Source organism: Photobacterium sanctipauli (assembly GCF_003026495.1).
Classification (GTDB): domain Bacteria; phylum Pseudomonadota; class Gammaproteobacteria; order Enterobacterales; family Vibrionaceae; genus Photobacterium; species Photobacterium sanctipauli.
In genome coordinates this window covers 270,607-287,736 of record NZ_PYMA01000003.1, presented here as the reverse complement: position 1 = coordinate 287,736, position 17,130 = coordinate 270,607, and the positions used below count along the sequence as shown (strand labels likewise).

The following is a 17,130-nucleotide window of genomic DNA, read 5'->3' as shown; positions in this document are numbered from 1 at the left end:
CATCAGCGGCTGTTTTTGTATGGCTTACGGTATTGAAGCAATCAAGCTAACTTAACGAGATTCGTCATCAAATTGCTTGATTAGCACCGAAGTGTCGGCACGCTGGTAGCCACGTGCTTGCAGCTCGCCATATTTTTCATCCACCTGCTTGGCAAGCGGTAGGTCAACACCCAGCTTTTCAGCAGCATCGAAGCAGATCCCCAAGTCTTTGCGCATCCAGTCGATAGCAAAACCAAAGTCAAACTCGTTATTGGCCATGGTTGATGCACGGTTTTCAAGTTGCCAAGATCCGGCTGCACCGTGTTTAAGCACCTCGGTCATTTTTTCAATATCAAGGCCAGATGATTTTGCGAGTGTAACGGCTTCAGACAAACCTTGCAGGATCCCTGCAATACAGATCTGGTTAGCCATTTTGGTAATTTGGCCGTAACCCACGTCGCCCATCAGCGTGGTTGCTTTAGCAAACGTATCGATAACCGGCTTGGCGGTGTCAAAGTCAGCCTGTTTGCCGCCGACCATCACGGTTAAACAACCATTTACTGCACCTGCTTCACCACCAGAAACGGGAGCATCGAGGAACTTTAGCCCTTTCTCTTCGGCAAGCGCAGCGATTTCGCGAGACACTTCAGCTGAGGCCGTCGTGTTATCGATAAGGAATGCGCCCGATTTTGCAGTGGTAAGAATACCGTTTTCACCACAGTAAACTTGGCGTAGGTCGTCATCGTTGCCGACACAGGTAAAAATGAACGTCGCTTCTTTGGCCGCCTCTGCCGGGGTAAGCGCGACTTGTCCAGTATAGGTTTCCGCCCACTGGTTGGCTTTGGCTGTGGTGCGGTTGTAAACCGTTACCTGATGGCCAGCGTTGGCAAGGTGTCCTGCCATTGGGTATCCCATTGTTCCTAGCCCAATAAATGCAACCTTGTGTGTTGTCATGGCGTAAGCCCCCTGATTATTTGAAGAGATAACAAAGCATTGGCGTCACTATATCGGCCTTAGTTGCCATAAACAATGAGAGAGTAGCAAACTACGGGCTATCTATAGGATATGAGCCATTAATGCGAATGATGCCTCTTGGTGTTTAGAAGGGGCTATATCTGTGTCTGTTATCCATTGAAAGGACAAAACTGTGCGGTTCATCAAATAACGCTTGTTTATTAATGTAACGGACCCTATGATGCAAAAGTTCGTATTGTTTAAAGTGATGTTATGTTCTCGCGTTTGGTTCGGGTATTTGTATTGGTATTAAGTTGGGGCTTGCTATGGTCAGGCTCAGCTATGGCCGATCAATCTATCCCACAAGCCAACCCGTTATTACCATTGGTTCAATCAGAACAAACCCTTGCTTTACCTGCGTTCTCTTCACCTGCGTTCTTTTCACCCACATTGGCTTCGCATCTTGCGGAATCGTCATCGTTCGACGCTTTCTATGTCGCAACCCACCATTCTTCAAAGCATGTTGCGGATATGTCTGCTGAAGAGCTGCAATTTATATTGCAGGGTAACGATATGAGCTTTGATGGTTTGCTGAGGGAAGAAAATACTAATCAACATTCTGATCATGGCCGCCAACTGGATCCGGCTTTGTCGCCTTCTTCGCGCATGGCCCATTTTGTGCGAACGGAGAATGACGGTAATGAGCCTTTTTACCAATTGGCCATTGAGCTGCCGATTGAACCTGCTCAGCGCCTGACAAAAGGTTACCGTGTTGATTTTGACAGTCGCCAAGATTGGACTCTTCATATTCCAGCGTCTTCTAGCCGAATAGCTGGCTGGAAGGAAAGCAACCTTATCTACACCATTTATCACCACCGCTTGCCAACCCACTTGGCCTAAACCCTTCACGGGTAATTCGACTTTAGCTGTTTAAAACCAGCTTGATATTCCCAATGCTGCTTATTGCTACCAGGCTGCTGGAGGCTTTAGTTATTGGGCGGATTATGTGTACACCAACCCAGCCAGAGTGAGTAATGTAGTTCATTGTGGTCGAGTGTTAGTGTGCCCTCACTTGCCGTATTCCGGTGAGTAAATGGTGAAAAGACATGAAAAAACACACCAATCAAAGAATCTTAAACCGCTATCCGTTATGGAAGTACGTGGTACTTGTTGTCACTGTTATCGTCATGATGTTAAGTGCAATTCCTACTTGGTACGGCGAAGATGCGGCAGTCCAGATTTCGTCCCCTGCATCTGACCTACCTGATGTTGTTACAATGCAAAATGCCTTGCAGTCAGCAGGTATTGATGTCAAACGTATCGATCAAAGTGCTCAAAACACCTTGGTGATCTTGCAAGAAGAAGCCAAGCAAACAAAGGCCAGATCTGTAATTGCAGATCTCGTTGGGGAGAGTATATCTGACGAGCAGATCGCCTTATCGCTCTCGCCAGCGGCCCCACAATGGCTAACCCAAATGGGCTTTGAGCCAATCAAGCTCGGGCTTGATTTGCGTGGTGGTGTCCAGTTTTTGCTCGATGTCGATGTTGAGCAGGTATACAAAGCACAAGGTGAGCAACTGCAGGAGGCCTTGCGCCAGCACTTTCGCGAAGAAGGTGTGCGAAGTGTGCGTTACAGCTCGGATCAGGTGGACAAAGTGATACTGCGCCTACCCAATGCTGCGGCAAATAGTATTGCTCGCCAATACATTCGTACAGCTTACCCTCAATGGCAGGCAACAAACGGTAGCGGCCACGGGCTGGTTTTGACGCTCAAGCAAGATGAGAAGGCGACGTTACGCAACCTGACTGTTCAGCAAAACTTGCAGACCATGCGAAGCCGTATTGAAGAACTGGGTATCACCGAGGCATTGGTTCAGCGTCAGGGTGAACACCGTATCCGTATTGAACTGCCAGGGGTACAAGACCCAGCCGCCGCGAAAAAGGTCATTGGTGCGACTGCAAGCTTGGCATTTTATCCGGTCAAAGACGCGGGAACTGGCAGTACAATGACCTTGCCGGATGAGCACGGCGCGATGGTACGTGTTGCCCGTAAGCCTATTCTCGGCGGCGATCATATTGTCGACGCACGTGCGAGTTTCGGTGAAATGGGCGCGGCAGAAGTTAACATTAACTTGGACAGTGCTGGTGGTCGCATTATGTCTGAATTCTCCCGCCATAACATCGGTAAACCGATGGCAACAGCTTACAGCGAATACAGTCGCGATGAGCAAGGCAATGCTGTTCAAAACAGCAAGATCATCAGTGTAGCGACGATTCAGAGCCAACTTGGAAATCGTTTCAGAATAACAGGTGCGGGCTCTATCCAAGATGCCCAGCAACTTGCGCTGTTACTTCGTGCCGGCTCCTTGACCGCACCAGTGACGATAGTTGAAGAGCGTACCATCGGCCCGACATTGGGTGCTGAGAATATCCAAAACGGCTTTGCAGCACTGGCGCTTGGCATGGGGATGACCTTGGTGTTTATGGCGCTGTGGTACCGCCGCCTTGGTTGGGTTGCCAACTTGGCACTAATCACCAATATGGTCATGCTGTTCGGGCTGTTAGCTTTGATCCCTGGTGCGGTATTGACCCTCCCGGGTATTGCCGGGTTGGTACTGACGGTGGGTATGGCCGTCGACACCAATGTACTTATTTTTGAGCGGATCAAAGACAAGCTAAAAGAAGGTCGCAGCTTGGCACAGGCCATTGACCGTGGCTTCAACAGTGCCTTTAGTACGATATTTGACGCCAACTTTACCACGATGATCACCGCTGTTGTCTTGTATGCGATTGGTAACGGCCCAATTCAAGGGTTTGCGATGACATTGGGGCTGGGACTATTAACCAGTATGTTTACCGGTATTTTTGCCTCTCGCGCCATCATCAATTTGGTGTGGGGACGTGACGCACGACGTGAAGTGAGGATTTAACGATGTTGATTACGATGAAAAATGCCACCAAGTGGCGTCACTGCACCAGTGTTATTTCTATTGTGGTATTGCTGGTTTCCTTGTTCACCATCGCAACCAAGGGGTTGAATTGGGGGCTTGATTTTACAGGCGGTATTGTCACTGAGGTTCAGCTCGACAGCAGTGTTACCAGCCAGCAGCTTGATACTGTGCTGGACAAAGCATTGATGCAAGATGTCAGTGTGATCACCGCTGGTGAGCCTGGGCGCTGGGTGTTGCGTTACGCAATTCCAGAGCATGGTGAAGCACCTCAAGTTGATGAGGTATTGCAAAGCTTGAGCAGCGATATACAAGTGCTCAACACCAGTATTGTTGGTCCCCAGGTTGGGCAGGAGCTAGCAGAACAAGGCGGCTTGGCTTTGTTGATTGCTGTATTGTGCATTTTGGGGTACCTCAGTTACCGCTTTGAGTGGCGGTTGGCATCAGGCTCGGTGTTTGCGCTTGCCCATGATGTGATCTTTGTACTGGGATTCTTTGCCGCCACCCAAATGGAATTCAACTTGACGGTACTGGCTGCGGTATTGGCAATACTGGGTTATTCGTTGAATGACTCGATTATCATTGCTGATCGTATCCGTGAGATTTTGATTTCCAGCCCAGATAAGCCGATCGAGCAAGTTAATAATGAAGCGATTGCTGCGACGATCTCCCGTACGCTTGTCACCTCGGGCACGACGCTAATGACAGTGGGTGCACTTTGGTGGTTAGGTGGCGGTGCGTTGGCAGGTTTTGCTATCGCCTTGTTCATCGGCATATTAACCGGTACTTGGTCGTCTATTTCTGTGGGCACGGCCTTACCAGAGTTGTTCGGCTTAAAGTCGAAACACTACATGCCTGTTCTAGTGACTGACGAGCCATAAGCGATATAAGCACTTAGATTTAAGCATATAGCTCCATTGTACGAACCTGAAGGTCGCCTCGGCGGCCTTCATTCATATGGACAGTTAATGGGTTGGCGATATCTGGATGTTTTGATTTTGCGATATGATGCAAAATCGTTCGCGAATTGCGAATTTCTTGTCATTTTAAAAATTTTTTGTGATCTAGTTAAAAAATTTGCCACTGATTGTGGTAATTATTGATAGATAACATATCGCAACTGAGACTATTTTCAGTATTGAGTCTGTGTTTGCTACTTTAGGCACCGATATTGCTTTTGTTAGTTATCAGTTAGTGAAATCTCATCGCTAACTTACTGACTAATAAAGTGAGGGCGGCATTATGTATGACACAGAAATGAAGCTTAACCATCAAATTGTACAATTTCTCGACACTCAACTTCACTCGTTAATGCCGTCCCTGAGTGAGCCTGAATGTCATGACAGCCATGGTTCACCTGCTTTTCTCACCCCTAACCATCAAGCTTTGCTGTCGGCAATGCTAATGTCACTTGATCAGTATCTCTCTGGGTTGAAGGCAATTAATTGCTTGTTGCAAAAGGGCTATGTTTCTCAAACTCGTGGTCTGTTCCAAACGTTAGGTGATGATTACGAAGACATCATTTTCCTTAGCCTGCCTGCGCAGGATGGCAAAATGAGTGCACTGCACCGTGACTATCTGCTAGAGAGCCAAAGCGGTGAATGTACCCAGTGCTATAGCCCGCTATCGCGCTGTGAAATGCGCAGTATGATCCGTAAGGCCAAACACATAAACCATAACGTGTTCCAACTATTTCCTAAGAAACAAGCGTTACAGGTGTTAAGGCCGCATGGTGGAAAGCCATGCTCGGTTGAAGTGGCTATCGAACTGCATAAGCACTTTGCCTACAAGGCCATCTTATTGGCGGTACTGACGGCGAAGGTGGCACAAGACGAGTCTATTATGCGTGCCTGTTTAAACTACCGCGCGCATTTGGAAATGATAGATCCCTCTGCTGTTGATGCATCGAAACTGCAAGTAGCAACGGCACTTCAAGTGGAAGAAGATGCGAAAAAAGTGGTTTCGTTGTGATATGAATAGGCTTTCTACCCAATAGGGCGCCTTGCACTTGCTTGGGAGTACAGCCTTATTTTCACTAGTGAATATCTATGTTAACGTCTAGTCATTAAACCGACATCAATATAACGGATCGGGCACTACCCAGTGTACTGCCCATTGGTTAGAAGGACACTAAGACAAACATGGGCAAGAAAGCACTAGATACGAAAATCGTTACTGCGGGGCGCAGTAAGAAATGGACGCAATCGTTAGTTAATCCACCGGTAAGTCGCGCATCGACTATCGTGTTTGATTCGGTTGCAGATATGAAACACGCAACTGCCAACCGTGCGAATAAAGCGCTGTTTTATGGGCGCCGTGGTACCAACACCCACTTTGCCTTTCAGGATGCGATGGTTGAATTAGAAGGTGGCGTAGGTTGTGCCTTGTACCCTTGCGGGACGGCAGCGATCAGTAACGCAATTTTGTCGTTTGTAAAAACGGGTGACCATATCTTGATGGTGGATGGCGCCTATGAGCCAACCCGCGACTTTTGCGACAAGATCCTTGCCAAGATGGGGGTTGAAACGACTTACTATGATCCGATGATCGGTGAAGGTATCCGTGATCTCATTCGCCCTAACACTTCTGTGCTATTCCTGGAATCACCCTGTTCAATCACGATGGAAGTACAAGATGTACCCACTCTGGCTCGTATTGCTCATGAGCACGACTTGGTGGTGATGCTGGACAATACTTGGGCTTCTCCAATCAATTTCCAGCCATTCGAGCATGGTGTTGATATCTCTATTCAAGCGGCGACCAAATACATTGTTGGCCATTCCGATGTGATGCTAGGTACGGCTGTCGCCAATGAGCGCTGCTGGGATCAGCTGCGTGAAAGTAGCTACCTGATGGGGCAATGCACTTCCCCAGATGATATTTATTTGGCGATGCGTGGTTTGCGTACCCTGGGTGTGCGTCTTAAGCAGCATGAACAGAACAGTATTAAAGTCGCTGAGTGGTTGATGGGGCGTGAAGAAGTGGATCATGTTCGTCACCCTGCGTTTGAAAGCTGTGAAGGGCACGAGTTCTACAAGCGTGATTTCAAAGGCTGTAATGGCCTGTTTTCGTTGGTGTTAAACCGAGGTAATACCGAAGCGCTGACGGCTTTGCTCGACGGTATGGAGCATTTCAGCATGGGTTATTCATGGGGCGGATTTGAAAGCTTGATCCTTGCCAATGAGAATATAAACTCGTTGCGTACCGCGACCAAGAAAGAGTTTGCCGGCCCATTGCTGCGTCTTCATATTGGCTTGGAAGATACCGATGATCTGATCCGTGATCTTGAAAAAGGTTTTGAACGTTTCAATGCGGTACTCGAAAAAAGCTAGCCGCTTAACACTTAGCAGCGCGATGCGATGAGCTAGTGATACAAAAACGGGCAACCTGAGGTGGGTTGCCCGTTTTTTCTTATCCAGATTGGTATGAGAAGTTGAAATTACCTTGCACGCCTTTCATCTAAAATTGGGCATCCTCACCAATTTCATGGCCAAGTTGCGCCAAGAACCCCTTCATGTACGCCGTTCGCTGTTTGGCCTCCTGCATGGCGGCTTGGGTGTTCATGGTTTTCTCAAGCTTGAACAATTTGATATAGAAGTGATCGATGCAAAATGTTTTATCGTCGCGGCTGCGGGTTTGCCCAAAAGGATCATCAGGGCTATAAAGTTTTGAATTAAACCCGGTACTGACTTGAATACAGCGGGCAATTCCGATCGCGCCCAGGGCATCAATACGATCGGCATCTTGTACGATGGCAGCTTCAACCGTTCTTACTGGGATATTCGCGCTGTAACTGTGGGCTTCAATAGCATGGGCAATGTCATCAAAATAGGCTTGCGGATAGCCAATCGATGCGAGGAAGGCCAACCCCTGCTCGGCGGCAAGGGCTGAAGCCTTGTGACGCTCGGGGTGGTTTTTCGGTAACGTCACGCAGTCATGAAGCCAAGCGGCGGGTACCACAACCTCAAGCTTGGCTTTTTCTTGGTGGGCAAACTGCTTTGCAGCCGATACAACTCGCTGGATATGAGAAAGATCATGCGCGGGATCGGTTATCGATTGTTGGCGGATAAAAGTCTGCAATTGGTGTTCAAATTGAGATAATTCTAATTCTGTCATGATTTGCTACGTCTGAAATCGTGTCTTTGACTACGCTTTAAGTAAACAATACTAAAGGGTTTAAGATGAGAAAGACATGGTATTGGGCAGGTATAGTCACCTCAGTTATTGCTTTGATGGGTTGTTCAAGCTCCGAGTTTGAAAACTACCAGTTGTTCCCTGATGAATATGTATATGATGTTGAATATGACAGCATCTATCACTATGGCTACAACCAAGGCTGTGAAAGCGCGTTGAATGTCCTTCGTGTTGCTGATATGGATTACCGCAAAGATACGACATTGGACAATAGCGATACCCGTTTCAATGAAGGGTGGGGCGATGGTAACCAGGCATGCCAGTCTGTCAGAATGATTATGCCAACGTCGAAGATCATGCCTTCACAGCCAATCAGGCCTGCTTATGCTGCGGAGTATGCAGAGGGGTACTAGATATTATACCAACCTACATCAGTGCTTGATCAGCCTTACTGGTTAAAATCGCCGTTGTTTAAGTTAGCCTTTAAGAAGACATAAAAAAACAGACCCGAGGGTCTGTTTTTGTTTCGCAAAGTCGGAATCGCTGATCTGGAATAACCTAGCCCGTGTTGGTTCTTAATTGTTCTTATCAGCGTTCATCATTTGCAGCAGTTTACGCCGGTCGTGTTAGTGAATGTACTTGCCCATCTTGAAATGAAACAGGTACAACAGCATGAACTTCAGGTAGTAGCAAAAAAGCTTCTTCTTTGTCGTTGTTGATTTCAACCACGACTTGAAGGTAATCACCTAGCGCTTTGCGAAGGCTTGGTGTACGAACTTTTTTACCTTGATTGCCAAACTGACTGTATTGACCTTTACTCGAATAGACCCAAATGTTGATCGGGTCTTCTTCTTTCTCTAACTGCTCGATAAAATCGGCTATGTGTCTCATAAAAGTCCTTTTATGTAATATCAATATCTGTGTATTGATGTCTCCATTATGGAAGGAAGGCGGTTTTTTTCAATTTGATTTGCCTTCTTTTCTATGCGTAATGTGATGTCGCTAACAATTAACTGTGAAATACATGATAAAAAATGCCTATTTAATTAGGCATGTTAAAGTCATCAATTAGGTTTGCTAATCCGTTACCAGCCACCATTCGATTACTGATATCACAGTAATTTGTATTAGGAATGAATTCAAGCACAATTATTGTGAATAAACATGATAATGAGAGGGTGATCTAGAGATTGGCGTTATAAAATTTCGTAAACATTTTAATGGTTGCTACATATCGCTGATATGCCTATAAATTCACTGTGCGTGGTTGCTATTTATTTGAATGCGTAATGATGAAAAAAGGATAAAAATATGACAAATGAGGTATGTGCTTGGGCGATGAATCAGCCGTTAGAACGTGAGTACCATGACCAGGAATGGGGGCGGGTTCAGAAGTCGGATGTCTACTTATTTGAGTTTTTGACATTGGAAGGTGCGCAAGCCGGGCTAAGTTGGTACACCATACTCAAGCGCCGTGAAGCATACCGAGAAGCCTTCTGTGGTTATGACATTGAGCAGCTTAGCCAAATGGATGATACACATGTAGAAAAGATCATTGAACAGCATGATGTGATCAAACATAGAGGCAAGATTGCCTCGGTGTTCGGCAATGCCCGTGCGGCAAAGGGGCTGATTGCAGAATACGGCAGTTTGGCCAATGCGCTTTGGCAATTTGTTGACCATCAAGTGGTGGTAAACCATTGGCAGACAATGGATCAGATCCCGACTTCGACCGATGCATCGAAAGCCCTGAGTAAATTTCTAAAAAAAAAAGGGTTTAAATTTGTTGGTGAGACAATCTGCTATGCATTTATGCAGGCGGTAGGAATGGTAAATGATCACTTGGTGACTTGCCCCTATCATCAGGTTGTTATTGATAATGAAAATTAATCTAATCCTAATATATTTTTCAAAAGAAATGGAGAGTCACCACGAGCTCTCCAAAAAATCATTTTTTTATTGCCAGCTTGATAACCTCGTTTGAGTCTTTTTCGTTAATATCAAATGCAATGAATATTTTCTTTAAGGTTATTTCAGGAACAAAAGCCATCGCCGATAGATCATTACGCATTGCAGCTAGGCATAGTTCGTAGGATTTCAACTCATGAGGGACAAACTCTAAATAAGATCCCTCTTTTTGTACAGTATATAATGACAGGGTAAGCGTCTTAAATTCATCATCGATATATAGATATGCTTGATGATCTTGTTCAACAGCTGTTTGACATAACTTCAAATCTAATAATTTTTTTGGTATAAACTGGATTGCTAATCCATAGTTAGCGACAACGTTAAAGCATATATCATAACTTTTTAAGCTATCTGGCACATAGTTAAATGCCCACGTATCTTGCTCGATGGCAATATCACAGTACTCTTGAGTTACTTTATCAGTAGGTAGTAAAGATAAGCATCGTCCTTTTAGCGCTAAGCATTGTTTTATCACGTCTTCGTCAAGATGATTGTCGGGAATAAACTGTATAGCTTCTGGATAGTTTTCGATGGCTTTAAGGCAGATTTGCTTGCTCATTTTATCGGGCGGAACAAAATGTAACGCATGACCATCATGTTCGACTGCGAGCAAGCACAGTGCATGATCTCTAAGCTGTAAGTTAACAAATTGAAGGGAAAGGCCATTTTTTGTCACAGCCATCTCACAAAGTTCTCTGTTTTGCCATTCATAGGGAATATACCTTAGCGACATTGAATCTAGTTCGACTAAACCATGAATGATCTCACCATTATTATGTCCATTCACTAAACATGCATCTTTTTGTAACTCTTTGATTATTTCCTTTGCGTCAAAAATCATACACTTTCACCTGATAAGCTATAAGGTTTATTTTTTATATTAAAAAGACAATGATGTATTTTTTTAATTGATAGAGGTTGGACGAGGTAATCGCCAGCACTGATATCTAGTACTTTAGAAATAACACCTGAGTTGTTTTTTGATGTCATGACTACTACTGGTAATTGGGCGTTATTACTTTTTATTTCTTTGAATAGATCGATACCATCTAAGCTGGACTCTATACTCGCATCTAAGAAAACTATATTTACGTTGTACCCTTTTAGCCATTTTTTAGCACAAGATATACTGTAAGACTTATATATATGCTTTGGGTCAGCACATTTTCTTATCAAGTTAGCGAGTATTGCTACTATTAACTTATTATTATTAATAATTAATATATTCACTGTTTACACTCAAAAAAATACTCTTATTGATACTAACAATAGTAAGCGGTGAAATAGGGGGCGAATAGGTTAGTGCTGTTTATTATCAATATGAGATAATGCTCACATGAATCATACACTTAATATGTGTACCTATGCATATCAGGCGAATGGTAACTTTGTTTACTGCTGATGGTAAGCGAAAATAATTATGCGTTAACTCACCTTATTGATAGCTATCGCGTATTGTTAAAATAAGCCAAGCCTGTTGGTTTTTAATTGATAAGAAACGTACACTTTTATTCACTATCATTTAGCAATGAAAATGATGATAATGTTTTTGTAATCATAGATATAAACGAGAAGTTATGTCAGATACCCCAGTAAAAGTGATACAAAAAGCCACATGGGTTGGATCAATAGCTAACGTTGCGTTGGCAATCGTGAAGATAACTGTGGGTAAGTTAACAGGCAGCCAAGCCTTGGTGGCTGATGGCGTGCACAGTTTTTCTGATTTGGTGACTGATACCGCCATTTTGATTGGCTCTCGCTATTGGACGGCACCGGCTGATAAGGGTCACCCTTATGGTCATGGCCGTTTTGAAACGCTCACTAATATTTTTATCGGTGTACTTCTGGCACTGGTTGGTATCGGGATTGGCTGGGATTCGGTTAAACAAATTGGCAATGAAGCGACATCACCGCCGGGCATGTTGGCTTTCTGGGCGGCAATGGCATCTATTTTGGTGAAAGAGATCCTTTACCGTTGGACGGTCGTTCAAGCGAAAAAAATCAACAGTCGCTCTTTGCATGCCAATGCGTGGCATCACCGGTCTGATGCATTAAGTTCGTTACCTGTTGCAATTGCGGTTATTGCTAACTTTATTGTACCGGATCTGCATTATCTCGATCAGGTCGCGGCATTGCTTGTGACAGCAATGATTTTAAAGGCGGCTTTCGAAATTCTATGGCCAGCCATTCTGGAACTGACAGAAGCGGAATCGGATATTGATGTTGAAGGTAAAATCCAGCAATACGCCGAGGCTGATACGAATATCAAAGAAGTCCATGCTATTCGAAGCCGCCGGACTGGCAGTACCATTTTGCTTGATTTCCATTTGCTAGTGGATCCAGAGATGAGTGTCGATGAGGCTCATACTATTAGTGAGAACTTTAAGAGCCATATTTTGCAGGAAATCGATGAAGTGGTGGATGTGATCATTCACATTGAGCCTTACACTTGTGCCGAGCGGGTGGTGAATCCTTGCTGTGAGGAAAAGGGCTGCGAGGAGAAAGGTTGTGAGGAAAAGGGCATTGAGGAAAAAGACGGTGAAGATTAAGGCTAAATCAAACGGTTAGCACAGCGCTCATTCCGACTAGATAAAAAGAGCAATGGCATCAGGACATTGCTCTTTTTTATGGCACTTTTTTGTGATTGTCTCAAACATGAGATAGCCGCCTCTCCCTCCTGCTAGCTATCTTCAAGGAATGAATAAGAAACATACAGCGCTCGCTATCGAGATCAGTGACGGGTGTTGCACTGGTATGGCAAGGAGCGCGATAGGGGGGAGTTATGCCATTAGTTCGAATCAAGTCGCTACCGTTTGCACAGGAAGTTGAATTACCCAAAGTGTTGAAAACACTGTCGAAAGCGATTTCGGAATCCAGTGATATTGACCTCCACCATGTCATGGCGACATGGGATTTTATGACCCCGCATCATTATGCGCATAATGGCAACGTTGTCGATTGCCAGCCCGAGCACACCCATCCCGTTTTGGTGCATTTATTTGCGCCCAACTTCAATACCGAAGAGCAAATTGCCAAAATGTTGGAGCTGATTGCCGATACGCTTGCCAGCCAGCTGCCTGTATCGAAGCGCAATATCTTTATCAACTACTCGCCAGCCTATAGCGATGGTGTATATGACGAAGGCCATGTAGTTGAGTGGGAAATGTAATTTGCCGTTTTGGATATTGCACTGCAAGCAAGATAATACTTTCTAACGATTTTTAGCGATTGTAGCTGTTATTGTCATAGATTTTTAGTTGGGATCGATTACACTGCGCATCACATTTTTTGATGCGAGAAGGTCATGTTCAAGCTAATTGCAACAATGCCACCTATGATGGCGCTTTGCATCGCTATTGTTTGTGAAGTGGTGGCAACCTCAATGTTGCCAAAAACCCAGCAGTTTACCCAGCCGGTGCCAACATTGGTGACCTTGGTGGGTTATGGCATGGCTTTTTTCTTGTTGTCGGTAACAGTAAAAGCCGTACCGATCGGCATTGCCTATGCGATTTGGTGTGGTGCCGGGATTGTACTGGTCGCGATGATAAGTTGGCTTTGGTACGGTCAGCAACTCGACTTACCCGCAATGATAGGCATCTTATTGATCCTCATTGGTACAGTGGTGATCAACGTATTTTCAAAATCAGTGAGCCACTAAGTACGCAAAGTGCTCAGCAGTGATCAACAGCACAATTTTAGAAAAAGCCAGCTACTCAAATGCTGGCTTTTTTGCACTTAGGGGGTGAGTAAATATGTGCCTCTTTATTGCTGCAATCCTATCGGATGCATAAGCATGCGTGTCGCAGCGATTTCTATTATCCCGATTCTTATTTAAAGCGGAATGTATCACACTTGTTGGCTTTGTAATGGTTTTGTTATTGTGGGTGGGTGGAAATTAAACATGGAATGTCTATGAAAGCACATGAAGTAAACTTTGATGGCTTGGTTGGCCCGACCCATAACTATAGTGGCCTTTCGTTCGGTAACGTGGCGTCGGCAAACAACCAATCTCAGCCATCAAATCCCAAGCTAGCAGCTAAGCAGGGGTTGGCAAAAATGAAAGCGCTGTCAGAGATGGGTATGGTACAGGGAGTACTGGCCCCGCAAGAGCGACCTGATATTGCGACGCTACGTCAGCTAGGTTTTACGGGCAGCGATCAAGCAGTGCTAAGCGCAGCTGCCAAGCAAGCCCCTAAGATATTGACGGCATGTTGCTCGGCATCGAGCATGTGGACAGCCAATGCCGCGACCGTTTCTCCATCGGCAGACACTGCGGATGGCAAAGTCCATTTTACCCCGGCTAATCTGACCAACAAGTTCCACCGTTCGATAGAGCATGAAGTCACAGGCCGAATCTTAAAGGCGACCTTTGCGAATGCTGATCATTTTGCTCATCATCCAGCCTTGCCGAGTGTTGAACATTTTGGTGATGAAGGGGCGGCCAACCATACCCGTTTTTGTCGTGAATACGGCGAGCAGGGTGTTGAGTTTTTTGTTTATGGCCGGCATGCCTTTGATAGCCGTTTTCCGGCACCAACCAAGTTTCCGGCCCGCCATACTTATGAAGCGTGCGATGCGGTAGCACGCCTGCACCAGCTTGATCGCGACCAAGTGGTCATTGCCCAGCAGAATCCGGCAGTGATCGATCAGGGTGTATTCCATAACGATGTTATCGCAGTGGGTAACAAGAATACGCTGTTTTGCCATGACCAAGCTTTTTTGAAACAACAGGCTGTCTATGATGAGCTCTCATTGAAATTTGGCGCGGGCTTTAATGTTATCGAAGTTCCGAGCAGTGAAGTGTCTGTGGATGATGCCGTCTCAAGTTACTTGTTCAATTCCCAGCTGCTCGCGATGCCTAACGGCGAAAATGTCCTTATCCTGCCTGATGAGTGCCGGAACAATCCGCGGGTATGGCTATACATTGAAAAACTGCTGGCAGAGAAACGCGGTATCGATGATGTGAAGGTCTTTGATCTTAAGCAGAGCATGGCAAACGGTGGTGGCCCGGCATGTTTGCGTTTACGTGTGGTACTCACCGAAGCTGAGTTGGCAGCAGTAAACCCGAACACCCTGATGTCGGCTTCTTTGTTTACCCAGTTGGATAATTGGATTGAAACCCATTACCGAGACCGACTAGCAGAGGAAGATCTCGCCGATCCGGCGCTGTTGAATGAATCTCGAACAGCATTGGATGAGCTGACACAGATCTTATCATTAGGCGCGATTTACCCGTTCCAGCGCGGATAATGAGTGATATGCCTGCGTAATTTGCGTTTAGGCGCCCTAAATCATTGAGCATGCCCGTGATAGCTTTCGACGCGGGCACGGAATTTGGTATAATTTCAGCAGTTAAATATACCAAACTGTGCCCGTGACGGAGACAACATGGCGAAGCTATCACTACAAGAGCAGATGCTAAAAGCTGGTCTTATTGATAAGAAGAAAATGAAAAAAGCGGGGAAATCATCTAAAAAGTCCCGTACTTTACGTAAAGAAGCGCAAGCAGCGGTAGAAGCCAACAAAGCGGCTCAGCTTGCACAAGACCAAGAGCTTAACCGCCAGAAGCAGGATGAGGCGAATAAGAAAGCCATTGCTTCTCAGGTCAAACAATTGATCGAGATGAATAAGATTGACACCAAAGACGGCGACATCGGTTACAACTTTACTGATGGTACTTTGGTGAAGAAGATCTACGTTGATAAGCCAACACAAGATCAGCTAGTAAGCGGTCGTTTGGCGATTGTCCGTTTCCTTGAAGGTTACGCGGTTGTCCCAGGTGTGGTTGCTGACAAGATCAGCCAGCGTGATGAAGAAACCGTGATTGTAAACAATACCGTTTCTGCTGATGAGGTGGATGAAGACGATCCGTACGCAGAATTCCAGATCCCTGATGATCTGATGTGGTAAGCCTGATTCACACAAAAAGCCCGAAGCCATGCTTCGGGTTTTTTATGCTCTGAATTTTACTGTATAGAGAATACGTACCGAAAGTTATGCAGTCGCAAGAACCGCTGAGGTGGTTTGTCCTTTCTTTTTCTTGGCCTGTTCTAGCTCGGTTACTCGAGCAATTAGGTAATCCTTGAAGTTCACGCAACGTGCTGGCATGTACTTTCGTGGTTTGAAATAGAGGTTGAGTTCAAATTCACTGCTGATGTAGTTCTCTAGCACCGGTATCAGTTTTCCCTTTTTGATTTCATTGCATATCAAACTGATAGGTAGGTACGCAATGCCGCCGCCTGCGATGGCAATGTTCCGTAAGATCTCGCTGTCATCGGCTTCGACGGTTTGGGTGATCTCGACAGAGGTGTGCTCGCCATCAAGTTCGAATATCCAACGGTTGCCGCCAACAAGGGTTGTCGCATATAGGCATTGGTGATCCTTCAAGTCATTCGGCACCTTGGGTTTGCCATACTTGCTGATGTAGCTGGGTGAGCAGCAGGCCATTAATGGCTCTTTCAATAATGGGCGTTTGACGAGCAAGCTGTCTTTATCTTGAAACCCCCGGTAGGTGGCATTGGCCCGTATAGCAAAATCAACATCGTGGACATGGTCGACCTCGAAGGCGGTTTCTAATACCACGAAGTTGATAGAAGGGTGTAGCTGGACGTATTCCCCAATAATTTGGCTCAGGTAGTGCTTGGCAAACAAAGGCGTACTGGCAATTTTTATCGTGCCTTTGTATTCGCTACTCATGTTCTGCACTTCATTGAAGACGTCGTCGATTTGGGTGTGGATCAAGCTAAACTGTTCGTACAGGCGTTGACCTGCTTGCGTTGGCGTGATCTTGCGGGTGGTGCGCTTGAGTAAGCTCACTCCCATATTTTCTTCAAGCTCATTGAGCCAACGGCTGGCAGCCGAAGGCGACATGTTGTTTATCTTTGCAGCTTCGCTAATTGAACCTGTCCTAACAACATGTAGAAAGAAGACGACCTTGTCTAACATTTTCTACCCTGAATTTATCGCGATCCTTTCCCATTTATAGCAAACAAAGTCATTGATAACCAAGAAAGAATGATGACAGTGATGGCTGTGGATGATTTTGCAAATGTGATTTGCAGCAATGTTGGTAATCAATTTGCATGAATACTCTAAAATAGGGAGTTATAAAGGTGACCCAAAGAGAAGTTCTAATAGATACCAT

18 protein-coding genes are annotated in these 17,130 nt (G+C 45.5%); 12 read left to right on the top strand and 6 right to left on the bottom strand.

The window, feature by feature from the left end; all coding sequences use genetic code 11:
* Positions 1 to 51: 51 nt before the first annotated feature.
* A complete protein-coding gene (locus C9I98_RS07520) occupies positions 52 to 933 on the bottom strand; it encodes an NAD(P)-dependent oxidoreductase (protein ID WP_036819054.1) in 882 nt (293 codons plus the stop codon).
* A 273-nt stretch (positions 934 to 1,206) separates the two neighbouring features.
* Here C9I98_RS07520 and C9I98_RS07515 point away from each other — a divergent pair, with 273 nt between their 5' ends.
* From C9I98_RS07515 to C9I98_RS07495, 5 genes are all read left to right on the top strand, one after another.
* Positions 1,207 to 1,833, top strand: coding sequence for a hypothetical protein (locus C9I98_RS07515; protein WP_051902019.1), 627 nt, complete (start codon positions 1,207 to 1,209; stop codon positions 1,831 to 1,833).
* Positions 1,834 to 2,039: 206 nt separating this feature from the next.
* Entirely contained in the window at positions 2,040 to 3,863 is a 1,824-nt protein-coding gene (secD, locus tag C9I98_RS07510; RefSeq protein ID WP_036819056.1) for a protein translocase subunit SecD, read from the top strand.
* 2 nt (positions 3,864 to 3,865) lie between these two features.
* Entirely contained in the window at positions 3,866 to 4,762 is an 897-nt protein-coding gene (gene secF / locus C9I98_RS07505; RefSeq protein ID WP_107271803.1) for a protein translocase subunit SecF, read from the top strand.
* 361 nt (positions 4,763 to 5,123) lie between these two features.
* Positions 5,124 to 5,852, top strand: coding sequence for a hypothetical protein (locus C9I98_RS07500; protein ID WP_036821392.1), 729 nt, complete (start codon positions 5,124 to 5,126; stop codon positions 5,850 to 5,852).
* A 170-nt stretch (positions 5,853 to 6,022) separates the two neighbouring features.
* The gene (locus C9I98_RS07495) at positions 6,023 to 7,213 is read left to right on the top strand and encodes a cystathionine beta-lyase (RefSeq protein ID WP_036821390.1); all 1,191 of its coding nucleotides are present in this window, start codon (positions 6,023 to 6,025) and stop codon (positions 7,211 to 7,213) included.
* 127 nt (positions 7,214 to 7,340) lie between these two features.
* On the opposite strand, the gene C9I98_RS07490 is transcribed toward C9I98_RS07495, so the two are convergent.
* Entirely contained in the window at positions 7,341 to 7,997 is a 657-nt protein-coding gene (locus tag C9I98_RS07490; RefSeq protein WP_036821389.1) for an HD domain-containing protein, read from the bottom strand.
* A 65-nt stretch (positions 7,998 to 8,062) separates the two neighbouring features.
* On the opposite strand from C9I98_RS07490, the gene C9I98_RS07485 reads away from it, so the two are divergent.
* Positions 8,063 to 8,428: a hypothetical protein gene (locus tag C9I98_RS07485; protein WP_107271802.1), complete on the top strand. Its 366-nt coding sequence runs from the start codon at positions 8,063 to 8,065 to the stop codon at positions 8,426 to 8,428.
* A 199-nt stretch (positions 8,429 to 8,627) separates the two neighbouring features.
* Here the strand turns inward: C9I98_RS07485 and C9I98_RS07480 are convergent, their stop codons facing one another.
* Positions 8,628 to 8,906, bottom strand: coding sequence for a hypothetical protein (locus tag C9I98_RS07480; protein WP_036827016.1), 279 nt, complete (start codon positions 8,904 to 8,906; stop codon positions 8,628 to 8,630).
* 420 nt (positions 8,907 to 9,326) lie between these two features.
* Here C9I98_RS07480 and C9I98_RS07475 point away from each other — a divergent pair, with 420 nt between their 5' ends.
* Entirely contained in the window at positions 9,327 to 9,905 is a 579-nt protein-coding gene (locus C9I98_RS07475) for a DNA-3-methyladenine glycosylase I (RefSeq protein WP_107271801.1), read from the top strand.
* A 58-nt stretch (positions 9,906 to 9,963) separates the two neighbouring features.
* Here C9I98_RS07475 and C9I98_RS07470 read toward each other — a convergent pair whose 3' ends face one another.
* The gene (locus tag C9I98_RS07470; protein WP_107271800.1) at positions 9,964 to 10,827 is read right to left on the bottom strand and encodes a DUF4116 domain-containing protein; all 864 of its coding nucleotides are present in this window, start codon (positions 10,825 to 10,827) and stop codon (positions 9,964 to 9,966) included.
* Complete coding sequence (locus C9I98_RS07465) at positions 10,824 to 11,216, bottom strand: response regulator (protein WP_107271799.1); 393 nt, start codon at positions 11,214 to 11,216, stop codon at positions 10,824 to 10,826. Before C9I98_RS07465 ends, C9I98_RS07470 begins: the two co-directional genes overlap by 4 nt.
* Before the next feature lie 347 nt (positions 11,217 to 11,563).
* Between C9I98_RS07465 and C9I98_RS07460 the strand changes: the two genes are divergently transcribed.
* The 5 genes from C9I98_RS07460 (at position 11,564) to C9I98_RS07440 (ending at position 15,896) form a co-directional block, all read left to right on the top strand.
* Positions 11,564 to 12,535 carry a cation diffusion facilitator family transporter gene (locus tag C9I98_RS07460; protein ID WP_107271798.1) on the top strand — a complete coding sequence of 324 codons (972 nt, stop codon included), beginning with the start codon at positions 11,564 to 11,566 and terminating at the stop codon, positions 12,533 to 12,535.
* 233 nt (positions 12,536 to 12,768) lie between these two features.
* Positions 12,769 to 13,155 carry a hypothetical protein gene (locus tag C9I98_RS07455; RefSeq protein ID WP_036822399.1) on the top strand — a complete coding sequence of 129 codons (387 nt, stop codon included), beginning with the start codon at positions 12,769 to 12,771 and terminating at the stop codon, positions 13,153 to 13,155.
* 156 nt (positions 13,156 to 13,311) lie between these two features.
* Positions 13,312 to 13,644: a DMT family transporter gene (locus tag C9I98_RS07450; protein ID WP_420848091.1), complete on the top strand. Its 333-nt coding sequence runs from the start codon at positions 13,312 to 13,314 to the stop codon at positions 13,642 to 13,644.
* Positions 13,645 to 13,898: 254 nt separating this feature from the next.
* Positions 13,899 to 15,236, top strand: a complete 1,338-nt coding sequence (astB, locus tag C9I98_RS07445; protein WP_036822393.1) for an N-succinylarginine dihydrolase — start codon at positions 13,899 to 13,901, stop codon at positions 15,234 to 15,236.
* Between the two features lie 138 nt (positions 15,237 to 15,374).
* Complete coding sequence (locus tag C9I98_RS07440; protein WP_036819131.1) at positions 15,375 to 15,896, top strand: DUF2058 domain-containing protein; 522 nt, start codon at positions 15,375 to 15,377, stop codon at positions 15,894 to 15,896.
* Positions 15,897 to 15,980: 84 nt separating this feature from the next.
* Here the strand turns inward: C9I98_RS07440 and C9I98_RS07435 are convergent, their stop codons facing one another.
* Complete coding sequence (locus C9I98_RS07435; RefSeq protein WP_036819133.1) at positions 15,981 to 16,931, bottom strand: LysR family transcriptional regulator; 951 nt, start codon at positions 16,929 to 16,931, stop codon at positions 15,981 to 15,983.
* Between the last annotated feature and the right edge of the window lie 199 nt (positions 16,932 to 17,130).

Excerpts from the sequence above, each read along its gene's own strand:
- C9I98_RS07495 (WP_036821390.1), top strand. The coding sequence starts at position 6,023 with ATGGGCAAGAAAGCACTAGATACGAAAATCGTTACTGCGGGGCGCAGT.
- C9I98_RS07450 (WP_420848091.1), top strand. The coding sequence starts at position 13,312 with ATGCCACCTATGATGGCGCTTTGCATCGCTATTGTTTGTGAAGTGGTG.
- C9I98_RS07480 (WP_036827016.1), bottom strand. The coding sequence starts at position 8,906 with ATGAGACACATAGCCGATTTTATCGAGCAGTTAGAGAAAGAAGAAGAC.
- C9I98_RS07485 (WP_107271802.1), top strand. The coding sequence starts at position 8,063 with ATGAGAAAGACATGGTATTGGGCAGGTATAGTCACCTCAGTTATTGCT.
- C9I98_RS07490 (WP_036821389.1), bottom strand. The coding sequence starts at position 7,997 with ATGACAGAATTAGAATTATCTCAATTTGAACACCAATTGCAGACTTTT.
- C9I98_RS07515 (WP_051902019.1), top strand. The coding sequence starts at position 1,207 with ATGTTCTCGCGTTTGGTTCGGGTATTTGTATTGGTATTAAGTTGGGGC.
- C9I98_RS07435 (WP_036819133.1), bottom strand. The coding sequence starts at position 16,931 with ATGTTAGACAAGGTCGTCTTCTTTCTACATGTTGTTAGGACAGGTTCA.
- C9I98_RS07500 (WP_036821392.1), top strand. The coding sequence starts at position 5,124 with ATGTATGACACAGAAATGAAGCTTAACCATCAAATTGTACAATTTCTC.
- astB (WP_036822393.1), top strand. The coding sequence starts at position 13,899 with ATGAAAGCACATGAAGTAAACTTTGATGGCTTGGTTGGCCCGACCCAT.
- secD (WP_036819056.1), top strand. The coding sequence starts at position 2,040 with ATGAAAAAACACACCAATCAAAGAATCTTAAACCGCTATCCGTTATGG.
- secF (WP_107271803.1), top strand. The coding sequence starts at position 3,866 with ATGTTGATTACGATGAAAAATGCCACCAAGTGGCGTCACTGCACCAGT.
- C9I98_RS07475 (WP_107271801.1), top strand. The coding sequence starts at position 9,327 with ATGACAAATGAGGTATGTGCTTGGGCGATGAATCAGCCGTTAGAACGT.
- C9I98_RS07460 (WP_107271798.1), top strand. The coding sequence starts at position 11,564 with ATGTCAGATACCCCAGTAAAAGTGATACAAAAAGCCACATGGGTTGGA.
- C9I98_RS07440 (WP_036819131.1), top strand. The coding sequence starts at position 15,375 with ATGGCGAAGCTATCACTACAAGAGCAGATGCTAAAAGCTGGTCTTATT.
- C9I98_RS07520 (WP_036819054.1), bottom strand. The coding sequence starts at position 933 with ATGACAACACACAAGGTTGCATTTATTGGGCTAGGAACAATGGGATAC.
- C9I98_RS07455 (WP_036822399.1), top strand. The coding sequence starts at position 12,769 with ATGCCATTAGTTCGAATCAAGTCGCTACCGTTTGCACAGGAAGTTGAA.
- C9I98_RS07470 (WP_107271800.1), bottom strand. The coding sequence starts at position 10,827 with ATGATTTTTGACGCAAAGGAAATAATCAAAGAGTTACAAAAAGATGCA.